Annotated in this window: 26 protein-coding genes; 3 read left to right on the forward strand and 23 right to left on the reverse strand. The window is 63.5% G+C overall.

The features are described from left to right. The 21 genes from rplF to rpsL form a co-directional block, all read right to left on the reverse strand. On the reverse strand, positions 1–534 hold the full coding sequence (gene rplF / locus C100_RS30810) for a 50S ribosomal protein L6 (protein WP_024018894.1): 534 nt from the start codon (positions 532–534) through the stop codon (positions 1–3). Further along, complete coding sequence (gene rpsH, locus C100_RS30815; RefSeq protein ID WP_024018895.1) at positions 534–929, reverse strand: 30S ribosomal protein S8; 396 nt, start codon at positions 927–929, stop codon at positions 534–536. The genes rplF and rpsH overlap by 1 nt, the downstream gene beginning before the upstream one ends. 12 nt (positions 930–941) lie before the next feature. Continuing rightward, positions 942–1,247, reverse strand: a complete 306-nt coding sequence (gene rpsN / locus C100_RS30820) for a 30S ribosomal protein S14 (RefSeq protein ID WP_007707881.1) — start codon at positions 1,245–1,247, stop codon at positions 942–944. Positions 1,248–1,299: 52 nt separating this feature from the next. Next, positions 1,300–1,875, reverse strand: a complete 576-nt coding sequence (gene rplE / locus C100_RS30825; protein WP_024018896.1) for a 50S ribosomal protein L5 — start codon at positions 1,873–1,875, stop codon at positions 1,300–1,302. Further along, a complete protein-coding gene (gene rplX, locus C100_RS30830) occupies positions 1,875–2,186 on the reverse strand; it encodes a 50S ribosomal protein L24 (protein WP_024018897.1) in 312 nt (103 codons plus the stop codon). The genes rplE and rplX overlap by 1 nt, the downstream gene beginning before the upstream one ends. Continuing rightward, positions 2,186–2,554: a 50S ribosomal protein L14 gene (rplN, locus tag C100_RS30835; protein WP_024018898.1), complete on the reverse strand. Its 369-nt coding sequence runs from the start codon at positions 2,552–2,554 to the stop codon at positions 2,186–2,188. The genes rplX and rplN overlap by 1 nt, the downstream gene beginning before the upstream one ends. Positions 2,555–2,721: 167 nt before the next feature. Next, on the reverse strand, positions 2,722–2,985 hold the full coding sequence (gene rpsQ / locus C100_RS30840; protein ID WP_024018899.1) for a 30S ribosomal protein S17: 264 nt from the start codon (positions 2,983–2,985) through the stop codon (positions 2,722–2,724). A 12-nt stretch (positions 2,986–2,997) separates the two neighbouring features. Next, positions 2,998–3,204 (reverse strand): 50S ribosomal protein L29, encoded by a 207-nt coding sequence (gene rpmC / locus C100_RS30845; RefSeq protein ID WP_024018900.1) that lies wholly within the window; start codon positions 3,202–3,204, stop codon positions 2,998–3,000. A 3-nt stretch (positions 3,205–3,207) separates the two neighbouring features. Continuing rightward, the gene (gene rplP, locus C100_RS30850; protein WP_024018901.1) at positions 3,208–3,639 is read right to left on the reverse strand and encodes a 50S ribosomal protein L16; all 432 of its coding nucleotides are present in this window, start codon (positions 3,637–3,639) and stop codon (positions 3,208–3,210) included. A 21-nt stretch (positions 3,640–3,660) separates the two neighbouring features. Continuing rightward, positions 3,661–4,356 carry a 30S ribosomal protein S3 gene (gene rpsC / locus C100_RS30855; RefSeq protein WP_024018902.1) on the reverse strand — a complete coding sequence of 232 codons (696 nt, stop codon included), beginning with the start codon at positions 4,354–4,356 and terminating at the stop codon, positions 3,661–3,663. 4 nt (positions 4,357–4,360) lie between these two features. Next, positions 4,361–4,747, reverse strand: a complete 387-nt coding sequence (gene rplV / locus C100_RS30860) for a 50S ribosomal protein L22 (RefSeq protein ID WP_024018903.1) — start codon at positions 4,745–4,747, stop codon at positions 4,361–4,363. After that, complete coding sequence (gene rpsS, locus C100_RS30865) at positions 4,747–5,022, reverse strand: 30S ribosomal protein S19 (RefSeq protein WP_024018904.1); 276 nt, start codon at positions 5,020–5,022, stop codon at positions 4,747–4,749. The genes rplV and rpsS overlap by 1 nt, the downstream gene beginning before the upstream one ends. 5 nt (positions 5,023–5,027) lie before the next feature. Further along, a complete protein-coding gene (rplB, locus tag C100_RS30870) occupies positions 5,028–5,864 on the reverse strand; it encodes a 50S ribosomal protein L2 (protein WP_024018905.1) in 837 nt (278 codons plus the stop codon). 11 nt (positions 5,865–5,875) lie between these two features. Next, complete coding sequence (locus C100_RS30875; protein WP_024018906.1) at positions 5,876–6,193, reverse strand: 50S ribosomal protein L23; 318 nt, start codon at positions 6,191–6,193, stop codon at positions 5,876–5,878. Further along, positions 6,186–6,809, reverse strand: a complete 624-nt coding sequence (gene rplD / locus C100_RS30880; protein WP_024018907.1) for a 50S ribosomal protein L4 — start codon at positions 6,807–6,809, stop codon at positions 6,186–6,188. The genes C100_RS30875 and rplD overlap by 8 nt, the downstream gene beginning before the upstream one ends. A gap of 3 nt (positions 6,810–6,812) precedes the next feature. Continuing rightward, positions 6,813–7,565 (reverse strand): 50S ribosomal protein L3, encoded by a 753-nt coding sequence (gene rplC / locus C100_RS30885; protein WP_031308836.1) that lies wholly within the window; start codon positions 7,563–7,565, stop codon positions 6,813–6,815. 275 nt (positions 7,566–7,840) lie between these two features. Continuing rightward, complete coding sequence (gene rpsJ, locus C100_RS30890; protein WP_007686587.1) at positions 7,841–8,149, reverse strand: 30S ribosomal protein S10; 309 nt, start codon at positions 8,147–8,149, stop codon at positions 7,841–7,843. Between the two features lie 206 nt (positions 8,150–8,355). Beyond that, positions 8,356–9,546, reverse strand: a complete 1,191-nt coding sequence (gene tuf / locus C100_RS30895) for an elongation factor Tu (protein WP_024018909.1) — start codon at positions 9,544–9,546, stop codon at positions 8,356–8,358. A gap of 136 nt (positions 9,547–9,682) precedes the next feature. Beyond that, positions 9,683–11,755 (reverse strand): elongation factor G, encoded by a 2,073-nt coding sequence (gene fusA, locus C100_RS30900; RefSeq protein WP_024018910.1) that lies wholly within the window; start codon positions 11,753–11,755, stop codon positions 9,683–9,685. Positions 11,756–11,912: 157 nt separating this feature from the next. After that, positions 11,913–12,383, reverse strand: coding sequence for a 30S ribosomal protein S7 (rpsG, locus tag C100_RS30905; RefSeq protein ID WP_024018911.1), 471 nt, complete (start codon positions 12,381–12,383; stop codon positions 11,913–11,915). A 15-nt stretch (positions 12,384–12,398) separates the two neighbouring features. After that, a complete protein-coding gene (rpsL, locus tag C100_RS30910) occupies positions 12,399–12,770 on the reverse strand; it encodes a 30S ribosomal protein S12 (RefSeq protein ID WP_007686591.1) in 372 nt (123 codons plus the stop codon). A gap of 363 nt (positions 12,771–13,133) precedes the next feature. Between rpsL and C100_RS30915 the strand changes: the two genes are divergently transcribed. The 3 genes from C100_RS30915 to C100_RS30925 all read left to right on the forward strand — a co-directional run bounded on the left by C100_RS30915 (position 13,134) and on the right by C100_RS30925 (position 17,119). After that, on the forward strand, positions 13,134–15,416 hold the full coding sequence (locus C100_RS30915) for a putative bifunctional diguanylate cyclase/phosphodiesterase (RefSeq protein WP_024018912.1): 2,283 nt from the start codon (positions 13,134–13,136) through the stop codon (positions 15,414–15,416). Between the two features lie 247 nt (positions 15,417–15,663). Continuing rightward, entirely contained in the window at positions 15,664–16,761 is a 1,098-nt protein-coding gene (locus C100_RS30920) for a M23 family metallopeptidase (protein WP_152536413.1), read from the forward strand. Continuing rightward, a complete protein-coding gene (locus C100_RS30925) occupies positions 16,742–17,119 on the forward strand; it encodes a bactofilin family protein (protein WP_024018914.1) in 378 nt (125 codons plus the stop codon). The genes C100_RS30920 and C100_RS30925 overlap by 20 nt, the downstream gene beginning before the upstream one ends. A 187-nt stretch (positions 17,120–17,306) precedes the next feature. Here the strand turns inward: C100_RS30925 and C100_RS30930 are convergent, their stop codons facing one another. Further along, a complete protein-coding gene (locus tag C100_RS30930) occupies positions 17,307–17,690 on the reverse strand; it encodes a YkvA family protein (protein WP_024018916.1) in 384 nt (127 codons plus the stop codon). Positions 17,691–17,695: 5 nt separating this feature from the next. Next, entirely contained in the window at positions 17,696–19,204 is a 1,509-nt protein-coding gene (locus tag C100_RS30935) for a YifB family Mg chelatase-like AAA ATPase (RefSeq protein ID WP_024018917.1), read from the reverse strand. Positions 19,205–19,223 lie beyond the last annotated feature (19 nt).

The raw sequence follows: 19,223 nt of genomic DNA on the forward strand, positions 1-19,223 counted from the left end.
TTACTTCTTCTTCCCTTCCTTGCGGAAGATGAATTCGCCGGCGTATTTGATGCCCTTGCCCTTATAGGGTTCGGGCTTGCGCCAGCGGCGGATCTCGGCGGCTACCTGGCCGACCTGCTGCTTGTCGATGCCGCTGATTTCGACCGTGGTGTTATCCGGGGTCTTGATCTCGATCCCGTCGGGGATCGCGAAATCGACGTCATGGCTATAGCCGAGCTGCAACTTCAGGTTCTTGCCCTGCGAATTGGCGCGGTAGCCGACACCGGTGATGAGCAGCTTCTTGGAGAAGCCCTCGGTCACGCCGGTGATCAGGTTCTGGACCATCGTGCGCTGCATACCCCAGAAGGCACGCGCCGCCTTGGTCTTGTTGGCCGGCTGGACCGAAATACCGTCATTTTCGACCGTATAGCTGATCTCGTCGCGCAGCGGCATGGTGAGAGAGCCCTTCGGCCCCTTCACCGAGAGCAGCCCGCCCTCGATGGTCGCGGTCACCCCTGCGGGGATCGCGACCGGCTTTTTACCGATGCGGCTCATCAGAACACCTCCGCCAGCACTTCGCCACCGACATTCTGGTCGCGCGCTTCCGCGTCCGACAGAACACCGCGAGGCGTCGAGACAATGGTGATGCCCAGGCCGTTGCGGATCACCGGAAGTTCCTTGGAACCCGAATAGACGCGGCGGCCAGGCTTGGACACGCGGGCGACATGCTTGATCGCCGGCTGGCCCTCGAAATATTTCAGCTCGATGCGCAGGCCGGCATGCTTGCCGAGGGCTTCCTCGGAATAGCCGCGGATATAGCCTTCGCGCTGCAGCACGTCGAGCACGCGGGCGCGCAGTTTCGAAGCGGGGGACATCACGCTGTCCTTCTTCGCCTGCTGCCCGTTACGGATGCGGGTGAGCATATCACCCAGGGGATCGGTCAATGCCATCTCAAATGATCCTTACCAGCTCGACTTGGTGACGCCGGGGATCAGGCCCTTGTTGGCCAGATCACGCAGCTGCACGCGGCAGAGACGGAATTTGCGGTAATAAGCGCGGGGACGCCCCGTCAGTTCGCAGCGGTTCCGAACGCGAGTCGGATTGCCGTTGCGGGGGATCTCCGCCATCTTCAGACGCGCGATCAGACGATCGCTGTCGTCGGCCGCGGTATCATTCGCGATCGCCTTGAGCTTCGCATAGCGGCCGGCATATTTCTTCACCAGCTTCTTGCGGCGCTCGTTCTTGTTGATCGAACTCAGTTTCGCCATGACTTAAGTTCTCTTCCTTAGCTTAAGCGTTGGGAGAGAAGCGGGACCTGATTCAGGCCGCCTGCTTCTCTTCTTCCTGCGGGAAGGGGAAGCCGAAAAGGCGCAGCAATTCGCGCGCTTCGTCATCCGTCTTCGCGGTGGTGGTCACGATGATGTCCATGCCGCGCACCTTGTCGATGCGGTCATAGTTGATCTCGGGGAAGATGATCTGCTCCTTGATGCCGAAGGCATAGTTGCCACGGCCGTCGAAGCTCTTCGGATTGAGACCACGAAAGTCGCGCACGCGGGGCAGCGCGACGTTGATCAGGCGATCCAGGAACTCGTACATGCGCTCGCGGCGCAGCGTGACCTTGGCGCCGATCGGCATGCCTTCGCGCAGCTTGAACTGGGCGATCGACTTGCGGGCCTTGGTGATGACCGGCTTCTGACCGGCGATCAGTTCCATCTCTTCCGCGGCCGACGTCACCTTCTTCTTGTCCTGGGTCGCTTCGCCCACGCCCATGTTGAGCGTGATCTTGTCGATCTTGGGAACCTGCATGACGTTCGCATAACCGAACTTCTCGGTCATCGCCTTGGCGATTTCAGCGTCATACTGCGCCTTGGAGCGCGGGATATATTTATCGGCCATTACAGCACCTCACCGGACTTGACGGCGACGCGAACCTTCTTGCCGTCGCGGTCCTCGAAACGGACGCGGGTCGCCTTGCCGTCCTTGTCGGCCACGGCCACGTTCGAAATGTGGAGCGGCGCCGGCTTGCGGTCGATGCCACCCTGCGGGTTCGCCTGGTCGGGCTTGCGGTGACGGGCATGGACGTTGATGCCCTCGACGAGCACCTTGTCAGCCTTCGGCATCACCTGCAGGACAGCGCCGGTGCGGCCCTTGTCCTTGCCGGCCAGGATGACGACCTTGTCGCCCTTCTTGATCTTCGCAGCGCTCATTACAGCACCTCGGGCGCAAGGCTGATGATCTTCATGTGCTGCTTGGCGCGCAGCTCACGAACGACGGGGCCAAAGATACGCGTGCCGATCGGCTCCTGGTTCTTGTTGATCAGCACCGCGGCATTGCCGTCGAAGCGAATCACCGAACCGTCGGGACGACGGATGTCCTTGGCGGTGCGAACGATGACCGCACGGTGCACGTCGCCCTTCTTCACCTTGCCGCGCGGCTGAGCTTCCTTGATCGAGACGACGATGATGTCGCCCACGCCAGCGAAGCGCCGCTTCGAGCCGCCCAGCACCTTGATGCACTGGACGCGCTTGGCGCCGCTGTTGTCAGCGACGTCAAGATTGGATTGCATCTGGATCATGGATCCGGTTCCTTCTTATTTGGCCTACCGGGACAATTCCCGGCGGTTCCGAATTTCCTGCCTTGGCCCTATGCGAGTCCAAGCGAAGCGCGGGCCTGTAACCTCTTCTTCACGAAAAGGCCAGCCCCGCGTTGCACTTCAGACCCGATTCAGTCCGCGAGCGTCCCTCAGGCCGCCGTCTCCGGCGACTTGTGAGTGTCCACGCGCTCGACGACCTTCCAGGTCTTGAGCTTGGAAATCGGGGCGGTCTCCTCAATGCGGACCGTCTCGCCTTCCTTGTAGACATTGCCCTCGTCATGGGCGTGATATTTCTTCGAAAGGCGGATGATCTTGCCGTAGAGCGCATGTTTCACCTTGCGCTCTACACGAACCACCACCGTCTTGTCGGTCTTGTCGGAAACCACCGTTCCCGTCAGCACGCGCTTGGGCATCGTGTGTTTCCCTTACTTCGCGGCAGCCGAGCGGGTGCGCTCGGTCTGCAATGTCTTGATCTGCGCGATCGAGCGGCGGACTTCCTTGACCCGGCTGGGCTTTTCCAGCTGGTTGGTGGCCGCCTGAAAACGCAGATTAAACTGCTCGCGCTTCAGGTTGTTGAGTTCGGTCGACAGTTCGTCGTCCGTCTTGGTCTTGAGGTCGGCAACGTTCGCCACGGCTTAACCCTCCAGGTGCGAGGTGTCGCCGAGGCGGGCAACAACCTTCGTCTTGATGGGCAGCTTCATCGCGGCGCGCGAGAAGGCCTCTGCTGCGAGCGGACCGGGCACACCGTCCAGTTCGAACAGGATGCGGCCGGGCTTCACCCGCGCCGCCCAATATTCGACCGAACCCTTGCCCTTGCCCTGACGGACTTCGGCAGGCTTCTTAGAAACCGGCACGTCGGGGAATATGCGGATCCACAACCGGCCCTGACGGCGGATGTGGCGGGTGATTGCACGACGGGCCGCTTCGATTTGACGTGCGGTGACGCGCTCGGGTTCCAGAGCCTTCAGACCGTAGGAGCCGAAATTCAGGGACGAGCCACCCTTGGCATCGCCCTTGATCCGACCCTTGAAAGTCTTGCGGAACTTCATTTTCTTCGGTTGCAGCATGACGCTATTACCTTCTTATCTTCAGCGCGCCGGGCGCACGCCGGAGGTTTGAGCCTCCAGCATCAGCCGGTCGGTGGCCATCGGATCATGGCCGAGAATCTCGCCCTTGAAGATCCAGACCTTGATGCCGCAGACGCCATAGGCGGTGTGCGCCGTGGCTTCTGCATAATCGACGTTCGCGCGCAGCGTGTGCAGCGGAACGCGACCTTCGCGATACCATTCCACGCGGGCGATCTCCGCGCCGCCCAGACGGCCGCCGCAGGTGATCTTGATGCCTTCGGCACCCAGACGCAGCGCCGACTGCACCGCGCGCTTCATCGCACGGCGGAACGCCACGCGGCGTTCCAACTGATCGGCGATACCCTGCGCGACGAGCTTCGAATCGACTTCCGGCTTGCGGATTTCGACGATGTTCAGCGACACGTCGGACGAGGTCAGCGCGCCCAGCTTCTTGCGAAGCTTTTCGATGTCCGCGCCCTTCTTGCCGATGATGACACCGGGGCGGGCGGCGTAGATCGACACGCGGCACAGCTTGGCCGGACGCTCGATCACGACCTTCGAGATCGCGGCCTGCGGCAGGCTCTTCATGATGAACTGGCGGATCTTGAGATCTTCCAGCAGCAGACGACCATAATCCTGGCCTTCCGCGAACCAGCGGCTGTCCCAGGTGCGGTTGATCTGAAGACGCAGACCGATCGGATTGCTCTTGTGACCCATGTGCTTACGCCTCCGCTTCTTCGCCAGCTTCACGCACGACGATACGCACGCGGCTGAAGGGCTTGAGGATCCGGGTCGACTTGCCGCGGCCGCGTGCGTGGAAGCGCTTCAGGGTGAAGCTCTTGCCCACCGATGCTTCCGCGACGACCAGGGCGTCGACGTCCAGATTGTGATTATTTTCCGCATTGGCGATGGCCGAAGCCAGCACCTTGCGCACGTCCACCGCCATCGCCTTCTTCGAGAAGGCGAGGATGTTGAGCGCCTCTTCGACCTTGCGGCCGCGGATCAGCGTCGCCACCAGGTTCAGCTTCTGGGCCGAACCACGGATCTGCGTGCCGACGGCGAGCGCTTCATTGTCGGCGACGCGACGGGGAGCCTTTTCCTTGCTCATCAGCGCTTGCCCTTCTTGTCGGCGGCGTGGCCGGGGAAGTAGCGGGTCGGGGCGAATTCGCCCAGCTTATGACCCACCATATCCTCGTTCACGGACACCGGAACATGCTTGCGGCCGTTATAGACGCTGAACGTCAGGCCGACGAACTGCGGCAGGATGGTGGAGCGACGCGACCAGGTCTTGATCGGCGCGCGGCCACCCGCGTCCTGCGCGGTTTCCGCCTTCTTCAGAAGGCTGAGGTCCACGAACGGACCTTTCCAGACGGAACGAGCCATCTCGCTTACCTCTTCTTCTTCGCGTGGCGGCTACGGATAATCATCTTGTCCGTGGCCTTGTTGTGGCGGGTGCGTGCACCCTTGGTCGGCTTGCCCCAAGGCGTGACCGGATGACGGCCGCCCGAGGTCCGGCCTTCACCACCGCCATGCGGGTGATCGACCGGGTTCTTCGCCACGCCGCGCGTCAGCGGGCGCTTGCCCAGCCAGCGGTTGCGGCCGGCCTTGGCGAGATTCGTGTTGGCATTGTCCGGGTTGGACACGGCACCGACGGTGCCCATGCAGTCCGAACGAATATAGCGCTGCTCGCCCGACGACAGGCGGACCATCACCATGCCACGATCGCGACCGACCAGCTGGGCGTAGGTGCCCGCCGAACGGCAGAGCTGACCACCCTTGCCGGGCTTCATCTCGATATTGTGGATGATGGTGCCGACCGGCATCTGACCCAGTTCCATCGCATTGCCCGGCTTCACGTCGGTCTTCTTGCCAGCGATGATCTTGTCACCGGGGGCGAGACGCTGCGGCGCCAGGACATAGGCCTGGGTGCCGTCGGCATAGTTGACCAGCGCAATGAAGGCGGTGCGGTTGGGGTCATATTCCAGACGCTCGACCGTGCCTTCCACGTCCCACAGGCGACGCTTGAAGTCGATGATGCGGTAACGCTGCTTGTGACCGCCGGCGATACCGCGCGAGGTCACATGGCCCTTGTTGTTGCGACCACCGGTCTTGCGCTTGCCTTCGGTCAGCGCCTTGACGGGCTTGCCCTTATGGAGGCTCGACTTGTCGACGAGGATCAGGCCGCGCTGGGCCGGGCTCGTCGGGTTATAATGCTTGAGTGCCATTTTGTCCGCCCTCAAATACCGGTGGTGACGTCGATTTGCTTACTGTCAGCAGTAAGCGTCACGATCGCCTTCTTCACGTCGTTGCGCTTGTAGGGCTTGCCCTTCCAGCGCTTGACCTTGCCCTTTTGCACCAGCGTGTTGACCGCCTTGACGGTCACGCCGAACAGGGCCTCGACGGCAGCCTTGATCTCGGGCTTGGACGCGTTGTTGGCGACCTGGAAGACCACGGCGTTATTTTCGGAGAGAAGGGTCGACTTCTCGGTGATGACCGGCGCGACAACGACGTCGAAATGACGGTTGTCCACGGTCGCGGCTTCTTTTTTAGCCATTGAAACGGGCCTCCAGCTTTTCGACCGCGGCGCGGGTGAGCACCAGCGAGTCGGCCTTCAGGATGTCGTAGACGTTGGCGCCAACGGCCGGCAGCAGGTTCACGCCGATGATGTTGGCCGACGCCTTGGCAAAGCTGACATTGACCGCATCGCCGTCGATGAACAGCGCCTTGGTCAGGTTCAGCTTGGCAAGGTGGGCGACCAGCGCCTTGGTCTTGCCTTCCGCCACGTCGAGCGTGTCGAGCACGATCAGCGAGCCGTCCTTGGCCTTGGCCGACAGGGCCATTTTCAGGCCGAGCGCACGCACCTTCTTGTTGAGGTCGTGACCAAAGTCGCGGGCGCGGGCGCCGTGCGCCTTACCACCGCCGATGAAGACGGGAGCCCGGCGATCGCCGTGACGAGCCGTACCGCCGCCCTTCTGGCGACCGAACTTCTTGCCGGTACGGGCCACGTCCGAACGTTCGCGGGTGGCGCGGGCCGGAGCGCGACGCTTTTCCAGCTGCCAGGTAACGACGCGGTGCAGAATGTCGGTGCGGGGCTCGATGCCGAACACGGCATCGTTCAGCTCCAGCTCGCCGGCTGCCTGCGCGTCGAGGGTCTGTACATTGACCTTCATGGTTTAGCCCTCCTGGCCTTCGGTCGCTTCGGGAGCCGCATCTTCTGCGGGCGTCTCGGCCGGAGCGTTGTTGCTGTTGGCGGCAGCCTTCAGGCTCGCCGGATAGGGAGCCTCGGCATGACGCGGAACCTTGACGGCGTCCTTGACGGTCAACCAGGTGCCCTTGGCGCCCGGAACGCTGCCCTTGACGAACAGCAGACCGCGCTCGACGTCGGTGCGCACGATCTCCAGATTCTGCTGGGTCCGCTCGCGGTCGCCCATATGACCGGCCATCTTCTTGTTCTTGAAGACGCGGCCCGGATCCTGGCGGTTACCGGTCGAACCATGGGCACGGTGGCTGATCGACACGCCGTGGGTGGCGCGCATACCGCCGAAACCCCAACGCTTCATCGCGCCGGCGAAACCCTTACCCTGGGTGTGACCGGCCACATCGACCAGCTGGCCGGCGACGAAATGATCGGCCGCAATCTCTGCGCCGACATCGAGGAGCGCATCCTCGGCGACGCGGAATTCGACCAGACGCGCCTTCGGCTCGACTTCGGCCTTGGCGAACTGGCCGCGCTGCGGCTTGGCGACATTCTTGACCTTGGCCACGCCAGCGCCGAGCTGGACGGCGATATAGCCGTCACGATCGACTTCCTTGCGCGCCACGACCTGGTTGCCCTCAAGGGCCAGAACCGTAACGGGAACATGACGTCCGTCCTCCTGGAACAGACGGGTCATCCCGACTTTCTTAGCGATCACGCCTGTGCGCATCACCGATTACTCCCATAGAGGCCCGTCTTAGCAACGGGCGTATCCAACGAAAAAACCGCTCAGGATCTCTCCTTCGCGGCCCAACCCAAATTATAGATCACCCCGTCCGGGTTGGATGCCACCCCCTACTCGGGAATAGCGACGGGGGACCAGGACCACGCGCCCTTCCGGTTCACCGGATGCGGCCGTGCGGTATCCCTTGTGTCGTTTGAGCTTCCGACCAGCGGAATGCCCGATACCCTGCCCTCCTTTCGGAAAGCAGGGACTTGCCGACCTTAGGCCAGCTTAATTTCGACGTTCACGCCGGCAGCCAGGTCCAGCTTCATCAGCGCGTCGACCGTCTGCGGCGTCGGCTGCACAATGTCAAGCATACGCTTGTAGGTGCGGACCTCGAACTGCTCGCGCGACTTCTTGTCGATGTGCGGGCCACGGTTGACCGTGAACTTTTCGATGCGCGTCGGAAGAGGAATGGGACCGCGGATAAGGGCGCCGGTGCGGCGGGCGGTGTCGGCGATGTCGCCGGTCGCCTGGTCAAGCACGCGATGATCGAACGCCTTGAGGCGAATGCGGATATTGCTGTCCATTGTTCCTGTACCGATGCGAAAGAGCCAAAAACCAGTGCATTTTCCAAATCAGCCGGAGCAGCCGATGACTTAGGAAATACACCAACAAAAAATATCCGCCCCGGCCATTGCCCTTCTAGCTCAGCAAGAGCCGGAGAAAGGCGATCCGGGGCGGTAAAAATTCCGAGCGGCGCGAATCGGATGATTCGCGCCGCTGCGGTCCTATATTACTTCGAGATCGTGCCGACAACCCCTGCGCCGACGGTACGACCGCCTTCGCGGATCGCGAAGCGCAGACCGGCGTCCATGGCGATCGGTGCGATCAGCTTGACGCCGAGCTTCACATTGTCGCCGGGCATGACCATCTCGGTGCCTTCGGGAAGGATCACTTCGCCGGTCACGTCCGTGGTGCGGAAGTAGAATTGCGGGCGATAGTTGGCGAAGAACGGGGTGTGACGGCCGCCTTCTTCCTTCGACAGGACATAGACTTCCGCGTCGAACTCGGTGTGCGGGGTGATCGTGCCGGGCTTGGCCAGAACCTGACCGCGCTCGACTTCTTCACGCTTCGTGCCACGCACCAGGGCGCCGATATTGTCGCCCGCACGACCTTCGTCGAGCAGCTTGCGGAACATTTCCACGCCGGTGACGGTGGTCTTGGTGGTGTTCTTCAGGCCGACGATCTCGACTTCCTCACCAACCTTGATGATGCCGGTTTCGACACGGCCGGTGACGACGGTGCCACGACCCGAGATCGAGAACACGTCTTCGATCGGCATCAGGAAGGGACGGTCGATCGGACGCTCGGGCTGCGGGATCCAGCTGTCGACGGCGGCCATCAGCTTCAGAACGGCTTCATGGCCGATTTCCGGGGTCTTGTCCTGCAGCGCGGCAACAGCCGAACCGGGGATGACGGGGATGTTGTCGCCGTCGAAATCGTAGGAGCTCAGCAGCTCGCGGATTTCCAGCTCGACCAGCTCGAGGATTTCGGCGTCGTCGACCAGGTCGACCTTGTTCATGAACACGACGAGCTGCGGCACGCCGACCTGACGGGCGAGCAGGATGTGCTCACGGGTCTGCGGCATCGGGCCGTCGGTAGCCGAGACGACCAGGATCGCGCCATCCATCTGGGCGGCACCGGTGATCATGTTCTTCACATAGTCAGCGTGACCGGGGCAATCGACGTGCGCATAGTGACGGGCTTCGGTTTCATATTCGACGTGGGCGGTCGAAATGGTGATGCCGCGCTCGCGCTCTTCGGGCGCCTTGTCGATGTTGTCGTAGCTCGTGAAGGTCGCGCCGCCGGTTTCGGCCAGCACCTTCGTGATCGCTGCGGTCAGCGAGGTCTTGCCATGGTCGACGTGACCGATGGTGCCGATGTTGCAGTGCGGCTTGTTCCGCTCAAACTTAGCCTTAGCCATTTTATCCTACCTTCTAATCAAAATCAGCTTGGGTCTGACCGCTCGGCCGCGCCTCGCGAAGGCGCGTCCATAGCAGCAAATTTACAGATTACCAGCCCCTAACCGAGCCGTTTTCACAGCGCGGCCAGGGAAATCATCAGGCCATCTTCGCCTTGACTTCATCCGCGACGTTCTGCGGGACTTCGTCATAGTGCGAAAAGATCATCGAATAGTTCGCACGCCCCTGGGTGAACGAACGCAGCGAGTTCACATAGCCGAACATGTTGGCCAGCGGGACCATGGCTTCGACCACCTGCGCGTTGCCGCGGGTGTCGGTGCCCTGGATCTGGCCGCGACGGCTGTTCATGTCGCCGATGACGTCGCCCAGATATTCCTCCGGGGTGACGACCTCGACCTTCATGACCGGCTCGAGCAGCTTGATGCCCGCCTTCTGCGACACTTCGCGCATCGCGGCGCGGCCGGTGATTTCGAATGCCAGCGCCGACGAGTCGACGTCATGATAGGCGCCGTCATAGAGCAGGATTTCGAAGTCGATGATCGGGAAGCCGATGAGCGAGCCAGTGGCCGCCGTCTCGCGCATGCCCTTTTCGATCGCGGGGATATATTCCTTGGGAATATTGCCGCCCTTGATCTCATCCTTGAAGATGATGCCCGAACCGCGCTCGCCCGGTGCGACCTTCACCTTGATGCGGCCGAACTGGCCGGTGCCGCCCGACTGCTTCTTGTGGGTGTAGTCGACATCGACCGGCTTGCCGAGATATTCGCGATAAGCGACCTGCGGCGCACCGACATTCGCCTCGACCTTGAACTCGCGCTTCATGCGGTCGACCAGGATTTCGAGGTGAAGCTCGCCCATGCCCTTGATGATGGTCTGGCCCGATTCATGATCGGTCGAGACGCGGAAGGACGGATCTTCGGCGGCCAGGCGGTTGAGCGCGATGCCCATCTTTTCCTGGTCGGCCTTGGTCTTGGGTTCCACCGACAGTTCGATCACCGGCTCGGGGAATTCCATCCGCTCCAGGATGATCGGCTGGCGCTCGGCGCACAGCGTATCACCGGTGGTGGTTTCCTTCATGCCGGCCAGCGCGACGATGTCGCCCGCATAAGCGGTATCGATGTCCTCACGCGAGTTCGCGTGCATGAGGAGCATACGGCCGATCTTTTCCTTCTTGTCCTTGACCGAGTTCAGATAGGTGCCCTTGGTCAGGGTGCCGGAATAGACGCGCAGGAAGGTCAGCGAACCGACGAAGGGGTCGTTCATGATCTTGAACGCCAGGCCCGCGAAGGGCGCGTCATCGGCGGTCGGGCGGCTGTCCGGCGTTTCGCCGTCCATCTTGACGCCCTGGACGTCTTCGATGTCGAGCGGGCTCGGCAGATAATCGACCACGGCGTCGAGCAGCGGCTGCACGCCCTTGTTCTTGAACGCGGAGCCGCACAGGACCGGGGTGAAGGCCTGGGTCAGCGTGCCCTTGCGGATCAACGCCTTCAAGGTCGCCACGTCGGGCAGATTGCCCTCCAGATAGGCTTCCATCGCCGCATCGTCCTGCTCGACGGCCAGCTCGATCAGCTTTTCGCGATATTCGGCCGCCTTGTCGGCGAGGTCCGCGGGGATTTCCTCATAGGAGAATTCCGCGCCCAGATTCTCATCCTTCCAGATGATCGCGCGATTTTCGACTAGGTCGACCAGGCCCTTGAACTCCGACTCCGCACCGATGGGGAGGTAGAGGACGGCGGGAATGGCGCCGAGGCGATCGATGATCGTCTGCACGCAATAATAGAAGTTGGCGCCGGTGCGGTCGAGCTTGTTGATGAAGCACATCCGCGGAACCTTATACTTGTCCGCCTGGCGCCACACGGTCTCCGACTGCGGCTCAACGCCCGCAACGCCGTCAAACGCAGCAACCGCACCGTCGAGCACGCGCAGCGAACGTTCGACTTCGATGGTGAAGTCAACGTGGCCGGGGGTGTCGATGATGTTCAGGCGGTGGTCGTTCCAGATGCAGGTCGTCGCAGCCGAGGTGATGGTGATACCACGCTCCTGCTCCTGCTCCATCCAGTCCATCGTCGCGGCGCCGTCATGGACTTCGCCGATCTTGTAGGACTTGCCGGTGTAGTAAAGGATACGCTCGGTCGTGGTGGTCTTGCCGGCGTCAATATGAGCCATGATACCGAAATTGCGATAGCGTTCGAGCGGATGGCTGCGGGCCATGATGCTTCTCCGTTGCCGGCGCGCCGGCGGTTGGGGATTCGTTTATTCTGCGCGTGGCCCCTAAACCAATCCGTTCGCCATGGGTAGACCCCCGGCGAACGGACCGATTTTCGAAACCTGGAAAGGCGGCGGGCACATCGCTGCGCCCGCCAGCCTGTTACCAGCGATAGTGCGAGAAGGCGCGGTTCGCTTCCGCCATGCGGTGCGTGTCTTCGCGCTTCTTGACCGCATTGCCGCGGTTGTTGGCGGCGTCCAGCAGCTCGCCCGACAGGCGCGCGGCCATCGTGGTTTCGCTGCGGTTGCGCGCCGCGGTGATGAGCCAGCGGATGGCCAGCGCCTGGGCGCGTTCGGGACGCACTTCGACGGGGACCTGATAGGTCGCACCGCCGACGCGGCGGCTGCGGACCTCGATACCGGGCTTGATGTTGTTCAGCGCGTCATGGAACATGCCAATCGGATCCTTCTTGGCGCGGGTCTCGACAGTTTCGAGAGCGCCATAGACGATCGATTCAGCAACGGCTTTCTTTCCGTCCTGCATGATGCTGTTCATGAACTTCGACAGCACGATATCGCCGAACTTGGGATCGGGCAGGATAACGCGCTTTTCGGGGCGACGACGACGTGACATATTCTTGGTCTCCCCTTACTTCGGACGCTTCGCGCCGTACTTCGAACGGCTCTGCTTACGATCCTTGACGCCCTGGGTATCCAGAACGCCGCGAAGAACATGGTAGCGCACACCGGGAAGGTCGCGCACGCGGCCGCCGCGGATCAGCACGACGCTGTGCTCCTGCAGATTATGGCCTTCACCCGGAATATAGGTGATGACTTCGCGCTGGTTGACCAGGCGAACCTTGGCCACCTTGCGGAGCGCCGAGTTCGGCTTCTTCGGGGTCGTCGTATAGACGCGGGTGCAAACGCCGCGCTTTTGCGGATTCGCCTCCATTGCAGGGACCTTGGACTTGGTCTTCTGCAGCTCGCGGCCCTTGCGGACCAGCTGGTTGATCGTTGGCATGAAGCCCTTCACCTTTTTCAGTTACTTTACCTGGGCATCCCCGCGTCTCGCGCTGCTTGAAAGAAGATTCCAGCAAACAGCAAAGGCCCCGGTGGGCATATGCCCCCTGGAGCCGCAAGAGCACCCGGCAATGTTCAGCTCTAGTGTCACCCAGATGATATGACGCGAGGAGACGAGTCTTCGCACGGCAAGCCGCTGGGCGAGCGGCGCTATAGCGGCGTGGTGCGCAACGGTCAAGCATTTGCCCGCCGCCGCTCCACCGCCCGGATTTCGCCGGTTTCACCGCCCAAGGTTAGCCATTTGATAACCCTGACTCCTTTACATTCGTTCATTGGACGCCGCAGCGTCAGCCATGGACGAAATGTGACAGAGCTTTCTCCTTTTACCGGCGAATTCCGCAATCCCGTTCAGGAGGCGGCGTTCCAGGCGGAACGGCTTCCCGAATCGCGCCGCCATGCCCGCATCCTGTTCCTGCTGTCCGCGCTGCTCAACGCCTTGTTCCTGATCAGCGACTGGCGATTCGCCGGCACCGACCATTTCTGGGTCGCCGTGCCCGCGCGTCTGGTCGTCATATTCTGGTCGCTGGTCTGCCTGTCCCTCAGTTGTCGAATGACCAGTTTCCGCATGGTCGAGCGGGTCTGTTTTGCGTGGCAGGTCGTCACCGCGATCGGCGTCGCCTTTCTGGTCAGTTCGCGCAGCGACATCGCCATTTTCGTGCTCGTGCTGCTGCCGCTCGTTTTCTATCTGGTGGTGCCGACCAGCTTTCGCGGCAATGTGGGCGGCGGGCTGGCGTGCGAGGTCGCATTGCTGATCGGCTATCTGGCGCCGGCGCCCATGTCCTCCACCATGCCCGGCATGATCATGGCGATGCTGATCCTGCATTGCGGCATGTGGATTGCGATCGCCCGCGGCAACCGGCTCCAGCGTCAGGAATGGCGCACCGGCCGGATGGCACGCGCCGCCCAGGACGCACTCGCGGCGAGCCGCGACACGCTGGAGCGATTGTTCATGGCGGTCCCGCTGCCGCTGTTGGTCACTCGCCGCGATGGCACGCTGCTGCGCATGAACCGCGCGGCAGTGGACAGCTATGCCGCCGGGTTGGACATCGCCCTCGGCAATGTCGAACATAGTTATGTCGATCGACGGTCGCGCAGCCAATTGTTGCAGCGGCTGGAGCGAGGCGAAGCCATCGACCATTTCGAATGCCGACTGCGCCGTGCGGATGGCGCGATCCGCGACGCTCTGTTGTCATCCCGGCCGATCCTGGTCGATGGCGACTCGGCCTTCATGACCTGCGTCGTCGACATAACCGAGCGAAAGGAGACCGAACAACGGTTCGAACGTCTCGCCATGACCGACGCCCTGACCGGCCTCGCCAATCGCGCCCATTTCATGGCCGCCGTATCGCAGGCGACGGCTGTTGCCGGTCATCGCGGCCTTTCCGCCGTGCTGCTCCTCGACCTCGACGAATTCAAGCGAGTCAATGATACGGCCGGCCATGACGCGGGCGACGCGCTGTTGTGCTCGGTGGCGGAGCGGCTGCGACAGGCTCTGCGCCCCGGCGACCTGGTCGCGCGCATGGGTGGCGACGAGTTTGCGGTGCTGCTCACGCGCTTGCCCGATCCTGAAGCGCTCAAGCCGATCCTGGCTCGAATCACCGAACATCTGCACGCCCCGCTCAACCATCATGGCCGCCCGATCGAAAGCCGGGTCAGCATTGGCGTCGCCCTGTTCCCTGAACATGGCGCAGACGGGGCGGCGCTGTTCAAACATGCCGATATTGCGCTTTACCACGCCAAGAACAGCGGCCGCGGACGGGCGATGTTGTTCGGCCCCGAACTGCTCGACAGCTGGGAGCGGGAATCCGCCATGCTGGATCGCGCCCGTCATATTCTGGCTCATGAACAGCCGCGCCCCTGGTATCAGCCCAAGGTAGCGCTCGAAAGCGGGACGATCATCGGCTTCGAGGCGCTGTTCCGCTGCCCGACCCGCGATGGCGGCGTCATCATGCCAGCCGACATCGCCGTCGCGTTCGAGCATCCCGAACTCGGCCCGGCGCTCACCGGCCTGATGATCGAACGGATCATCGTTGATTGCCGCCGCTGGCGCGCAGCGGGCCTTGCCATCGGCCATGTCGCCCTGAACCTGTCGGGTGCGGACCTGAACGACGAGGGCTTTCCGGACCGGCTGCTCCGACAGCTTGCAGAGGCCCGCGTGCCGCCATCGATGATCGAGCTGGAAGTGACCGAGTCGGTCTTTCTGGGACGCAATGCCGACCGGGTGGGCCGCGTCCTCCAACGACTGAGCGAAGCCGGCTTCGCCATCGCGCTCGACGATTTCGGCACCGGCTATGCGTCGCTATCGCACCTCAAGCAATTTCCCATCGACATCATCAAGATCGACAGGCTGTTCGTGCGGGACATCGAAACCGATCCCGATGACGCCGCCATCGTGCGCGCCGTGCTCAACCTTGCCTACAGCCTGGGCATCCGCACCGTGGCGGAGGGCGTCGAAAATGAGCGGCAGGTCGATTATCTGAAGGCTGGCGGATGCCATTATGGCCAAGGCTATTATTTCGGCGCCGCCATGCCCGCGGCCGCGGTCGAGACGCTGATCGCCGACCAGACGGCGATGCCCGGCGGCTGAACGAAGAAAATTTTGCGAGCGCGGGAACAAAATAGCGCTCCCATCATTTCACCGCGCTCAACCCTCAGTTCGTCACGAGTCTGCGATCACGGATTCGCGCGATTGGTTTCGCTTTGCTAACGGCCGACTCGAAAAGAGCGCGGGGTCGTCATTGTCGCAACATAGCAGCCAGAGAGCGTCCGCTCTCCGCGCATGGTGGAATGCGCTTTGTCCGGAACGGGAGATATTTCTTCGTTCGGGCGGCCAGGTGAAATTCATCCGCATCAGTCGCCGCGTGCAACTCCTGTCCCTTGGCGTCGTGTCGGCGGCGCTGACGGGCTGGGCCGGCGTCACCCTGGCCATGGCCGCCAACAGCGTGTCACTGGCCCATGAGCGCGCGGCGCTCGCGGCGGAAGGCAAGTCGGTCGCCACCGCCGCCAGCAAGGTCAAGGATTATCGCAAGTCGGTCGATGATCTCACCCAGGATCTGGAAGCGCGCCAGGATTTCATGGACGATCTCTATCGGACCCATTTCGGCGCCGTGGGCGAAGCCGGGGGAGATAATGCCGCGGGCGCCGATTTGGTCGGCCCGGACACCGATGCGAAGAAGGACAGCCTTAACGCGAAGATCAGCATGGCGCCCGAAGCGGAGCCGCTGCTGCGCCTTCAGGAACGGCAACGGCGCTTCGCCTTGCTGCTGACGGGCGCGGTCGAGCGGCGGGCCGATCGGGCGGCCGCTGCGATCCGCAGCTTCGGCCTTGACCCCGACAGCCTTGCGCGATCCGCTGCCCGCGCGCAGGGCGGCCCCTTTGTCCCCTGGAAGGGGGAGAAAACGGCGATGACCGACGAGCTGGAGCATCTGGCCGACGCCTTGGCGCGCATGGAGTTTCTGGAGCGCAGCCTGCTCGCCATCCCCTCGGGCAAGCCGACGGCGGCGCCGATGGAAACCAGTTCCTATGGCTTTCGGCGTGATCCGTTCAACGGCCACGCCGCCTTCCACGCCGGCATCGACTTTCCGGGCAGCTATGGTCAGTCGATTCAGGCGGCCGCCGCCGGCCGCGTCAGCTTCGTCGGCCAGCGCAGCGGCTATGGCAATGTCATCGAAGTCGAACATGGCAATGGGCTGATGACCCGCTATGCGCACCTGTCGGGCTATTCCAGTCGCGTCGGGCAGAAGGTCGCGCGCGGCGCCCAGATCGGCCGTATGGGATCGACCGGGCGTTCGACCGGCACTCACCTGCATTTCGAGGTCCGGCTGAACGGCCAGCCCATCAACCCCCGCCGCTTTCTGGAGGCCCGCCAAGATGTTCTCCAAGTCCAGCAAATCGCCAAAGCCCGTTTCGCCGATGTCGGCAACCGGGGCTAAACATACGCCTTTCTCGCTGATCGGCAGCGATGTCACGATCACGGGCAATCTGTCCGCGACGGTGGATCTGCATGTCGACGGCGCGATCGACGGCGACCTGAGCTGCGCATCGCTGGTTCAGGGCGCCGACAGCCGGATCACGGGCCATGTAACCGCGCAAAGCGCGCGGCTCGCCGGGCTGGTCGATGGGTCGATCACCGCCGAGGAGCTGGTGGTGGAAAGCAGCGCGCGGATCACCGGCGATGTCAGCTATGCCACGATCACGATCGAGGCGGGCAGCCGGATCGAGGGCCGGTTCACGCACAAGGACACGCCTGCCGCGGAACTGAAGCTGATCGCCAACGACGGCGCGGGCTGAACCGCGCCGCCCTGCCCCCTAACCATATTTGTCACTGGCCCGGCCGTCCGGGCAGCGATAGACGCCGCTCCATGATCCCGTGAGGGGCGGAGGCGCGTCATGGACCATCCCGATTTTTGGCCGGACATTCGCGGTTTCCTGCTGGGCTTTGCCGGCGGCGCCATCATGATCGGCCTCTACACGCTGGTCAGCGTTCCCCCCATTCCCTGAGCCCCCAAGCCAGCAGCAGGGTCAGCGCAGCCGCCCATAGCAGCAACATGAAGATGGCACCGGCCCGACTGACAGGGCGCCGGGCGATGCGCTCCGCCTGGGCGCGATAACGCGCCATCAATGCGGGCGGGATGCAGGCGATCGCCACCATTATCCCCAGCGGCACGATCAGCAGATCGTCCAGCAACCCCAGCACGGGAATGAAGTCGGGGATAAGGTCGATCGGACTGAGTGCATAGGCGGCGACCAGCGGCGCGATGCCCCGCGCCAGCCAAGGCGTGTCGGCAGAGCGCGCCGCAATCCACAACGCCAGAACGTCGCGCTTCAATCGCCTTGCCCAAGCCTTCAGCGCAAAGAGCATGACCGTCAGTTCACCGGCGCGCGCCGCCGATAGCTGAGCGCCTCGGCGACATGGACGCGGCCGACCCGCTCCGCTCCGCCCAGATCCGCGATCGTCCGCGCCACTCGCAAAACGCGCGTGTAGCCGCGCGCCGACAGCTTCATCGCCGCGGCCGCCTGCGCCAGCAACTGCCGTCCGGGCTCGTCGGGACCGGCCACGTCCTCCAGCGCCTCGCCATCCACTTCGGCGTTGGTGCGCACCCGACCGCCGGCGTAGCGCGCGGTCTGGACCGCCCGCGCGGCGGCGACCCGCGCCGCGACCTCGGCCGATCCTTCGGCCGGCGGCGGCAGCACCAGATCGGCCGCCGTCACCGCCTGCACCTCGACATGCAGGTCGATGCGATCGAGCAGCGGCCCGGACACCTTGGCCTGATAGTCCGCCGCGCAACGCGGCGCGCGCGAGCAGGCGAGCGCGGGATCGCCCAGATGCCCGCAGCGACAGGGATTCATCGCCGCGATCAACTGCACCCGCGCCGGGAAGGTCACATGCGCGTTGGCCCGCGCCACCGTCACCTCGCCCGTCTCCAGCGGCTGCCGCAGCGAATCGAGCACCGCGCGCTGAAATTCGGGGAGTTCATCCAGGAACAGCACGCCCAGATGCGCCATGCTGACCTCGCCCGGCCGCACCTTGAGTCCACCGCCGACCAACGCGGCCATGGACGCGCTGTGGTGCGGATTGCGGAACGGCCGCGCCCGGCTGATCCGTCCACCCTCCAACATGCCCGCGACGCTGGCCACCATTGAGCTTTCCAGCGCCTCGCCCGGCGTCATGTCAGGCAATATGCCCGGCAGGCAGCTCGCCATCAGCGACTTGCCCGCGCCCGGCGGTCCAACCATCAGCAGATTATGGCCGCCCGCCGCCGCGATCTCCAATGCGCGCTTGGCGACTTCCTGCCCCTTTACCTGTTTCAGGTCGGCCGTGCGCACCGGCGCTTCGACCGCACCGGGCTGTGGCGGCGACAGGGCGGCGGTGCCCTTGAAATGGTTGAGCAGGCTTAAAAGATCGGGGGCGGCGACCACCTCCACCTGCCCGGCCCATGCGGCTTCGGCCCCCTGCGCTGCGGGGCAGACCAGCCCCATCTCCTGCCCGCCGGCATGCAGCGCGGCGAGCAACACGCCGGGCGAGGGCGCGGTGCGCCCGTCCAGCCCCAGCTCACCGACCACGACATAGCCCGACAGCGTCTCGGCATCGATAACGCCCATAGCACCCAGCAATGCGAGCGCGATCGGCAGGTCGAAATGGCTGCCCTCCTTGGGCAGGTCCGCCGGCGACAGGTTCACCGTGATGCGTTTGGGCGGCAGCGACAGGCCGATGGCGGCGATGGCGTTGCGGACCCGCTCGCGGCTTTCGGCCACGGCCTTGTCGGGCAGGCCGACGACGATGAAATTGGGCAGGCCGGGGACCAGTTGGCATTGCACCTCGACGGCGCGCGCCTCCAGGCCGAGATAGGCCACCGTAGAAACCGTTGCGACCAATGATCCCCCTTCAAGGCCG

The sequence above is a fragment of the Sphingobium sp. C100 genome, from assembly GCF_000508185.1.
In the GTDB taxonomy this organism is placed as follows: domain Bacteria; phylum Pseudomonadota; class Alphaproteobacteria; order Sphingomonadales; family Sphingomonadaceae; genus Sphingobium.

What these genes read in the sequence shown, in the direction of transcription:
- rpsQ (WP_024018899.1), bottom strand. Translation starts at nt 2,985, where the DNA reads ATGCCCAAGCGCGTGCTGACGGGAACGGTGGTTTCCGACAAGACCGAC.
- rplF (WP_024018894.1), bottom strand. Translation starts at nt 534, where the DNA reads ATGAGCCGCATCGGTAAAAAGCCGGTCGCGATCCCCGCAGGGGTGACC.
- C100_RS30875 (WP_024018906.1), bottom strand. Translation starts at nt 6,193, where the DNA reads ATGGCTAAAAAAGAAGCCGCGACCGTGGACAACCGTCATTTCGACGTC.
- rplP (WP_024018901.1), bottom strand. Translation starts at nt 3,639, where the DNA reads ATGCTGCAACCGAAGAAAATGAAGTTCCGCAAGACTTTCAAGGGTCGG.
- C100_RS30925 (WP_024018914.1), top strand. Translation starts at nt 16,742, where the DNA reads ATGTCGGCAACCGGGGCTAAACATACGCCTTTCTCGCTGATCGGCAGC.
- rpsG (WP_024018911.1), bottom strand. Translation starts at nt 12,383, where the DNA reads ATGTCACGTCGTCGTCGCCCCGAAAAGCGCGTTATCCTGCCCGATCCC.
- fusA (WP_024018910.1), bottom strand. Translation starts at nt 11,755, where the DNA reads ATGGCCCGCAGCCATCCGCTCGAACGCTATCGCAATTTCGGTATCATG.
- rplN (WP_024018898.1), bottom strand. Translation starts at nt 2,554, where the DNA reads ATGATCCAGATGCAATCCAATCTTGACGTCGCTGACAACAGCGGCGCC.
- tuf (WP_024018909.1), bottom strand. Translation starts at nt 9,546, where the DNA reads ATGGCTAAGGCTAAGTTTGAGCGGAACAAGCCGCACTGCAACATCGGC.
- rpsN (WP_007707881.1), bottom strand. Translation starts at nt 1,247, where the DNA reads ATGGCGAAACTGAGTTCGATCAACAAGAACGAGCGCCGCAAGAAGCTG.
- rpsJ (WP_007686587.1), bottom strand. Translation starts at nt 8,149, where the DNA reads ATGGACAGCAATATCCGCATTCGCCTCAAGGCGTTCGATCATCGCGTG.
- rplB (WP_024018905.1), bottom strand. Translation starts at nt 5,864, where the DNA reads ATGGCACTCAAGCATTATAACCCGACGAGCCCGGCCCAGCGCGGCCTG.
- C100_RS30930 (WP_024018916.1), bottom strand. Translation starts at nt 17,690, where the DNA reads ATGCTCTTTGCGCTGAAGGCTTGGGCAAGGCGATTGAAGCGCGACGTT.
- rplV (WP_024018903.1), bottom strand. Translation starts at nt 4,747, where the DNA reads ATGAGCAAGGAAAAGGCTCCCCGTCGCGTCGCCGACAATGAAGCGCTC.
- rplD (WP_024018907.1), bottom strand. Translation starts at nt 6,809, where the DNA reads ATGAAGGTCAATGTACAGACCCTCGACGCGCAGGCAGCCGGCGAGCTG.
- rpsS (WP_024018904.1), bottom strand. Translation starts at nt 5,022, where the DNA reads ATGGCTCGTTCCGTCTGGAAAGGTCCGTTCGTGGACCTCAGCCTTCTG.
- rpsH (WP_024018895.1), bottom strand. Translation starts at nt 929, where the DNA reads ATGGCATTGACCGATCCCCTGGGTGATATGCTCACCCGCATCCGTAAC.
- rpsC (WP_024018902.1), bottom strand. Translation starts at nt 4,356, where the DNA reads ATGGGTCACAAGAGCAATCCGATCGGTCTGCGTCTTCAGATCAACCGC.
- rplX (WP_024018897.1), bottom strand. Translation starts at nt 2,186, where the DNA reads ATGAGCGCTGCGAAGATCAAGAAGGGCGACAAGGTCGTCATCCTGGCC.
- rplE (WP_024018896.1), bottom strand. Translation starts at nt 1,875, where the DNA reads ATGGCCGATAAATATATCCCGCGCTCCAAGGCGCAGTATGACGCTGAA.
- rplC (WP_031308836.1), bottom strand. Translation starts at nt 7,565, where the DNA reads ATGCGCACAGGCGTGATCGCTAAGAAAGTCGGGATGACCCGTCTGTTC.
- rpsL (WP_007686591.1), bottom strand. Translation starts at nt 12,770, where the DNA reads ATGCCAACGATCAACCAGCTGGTCCGCAAGGGCCGCGAGCTGCAGAAG.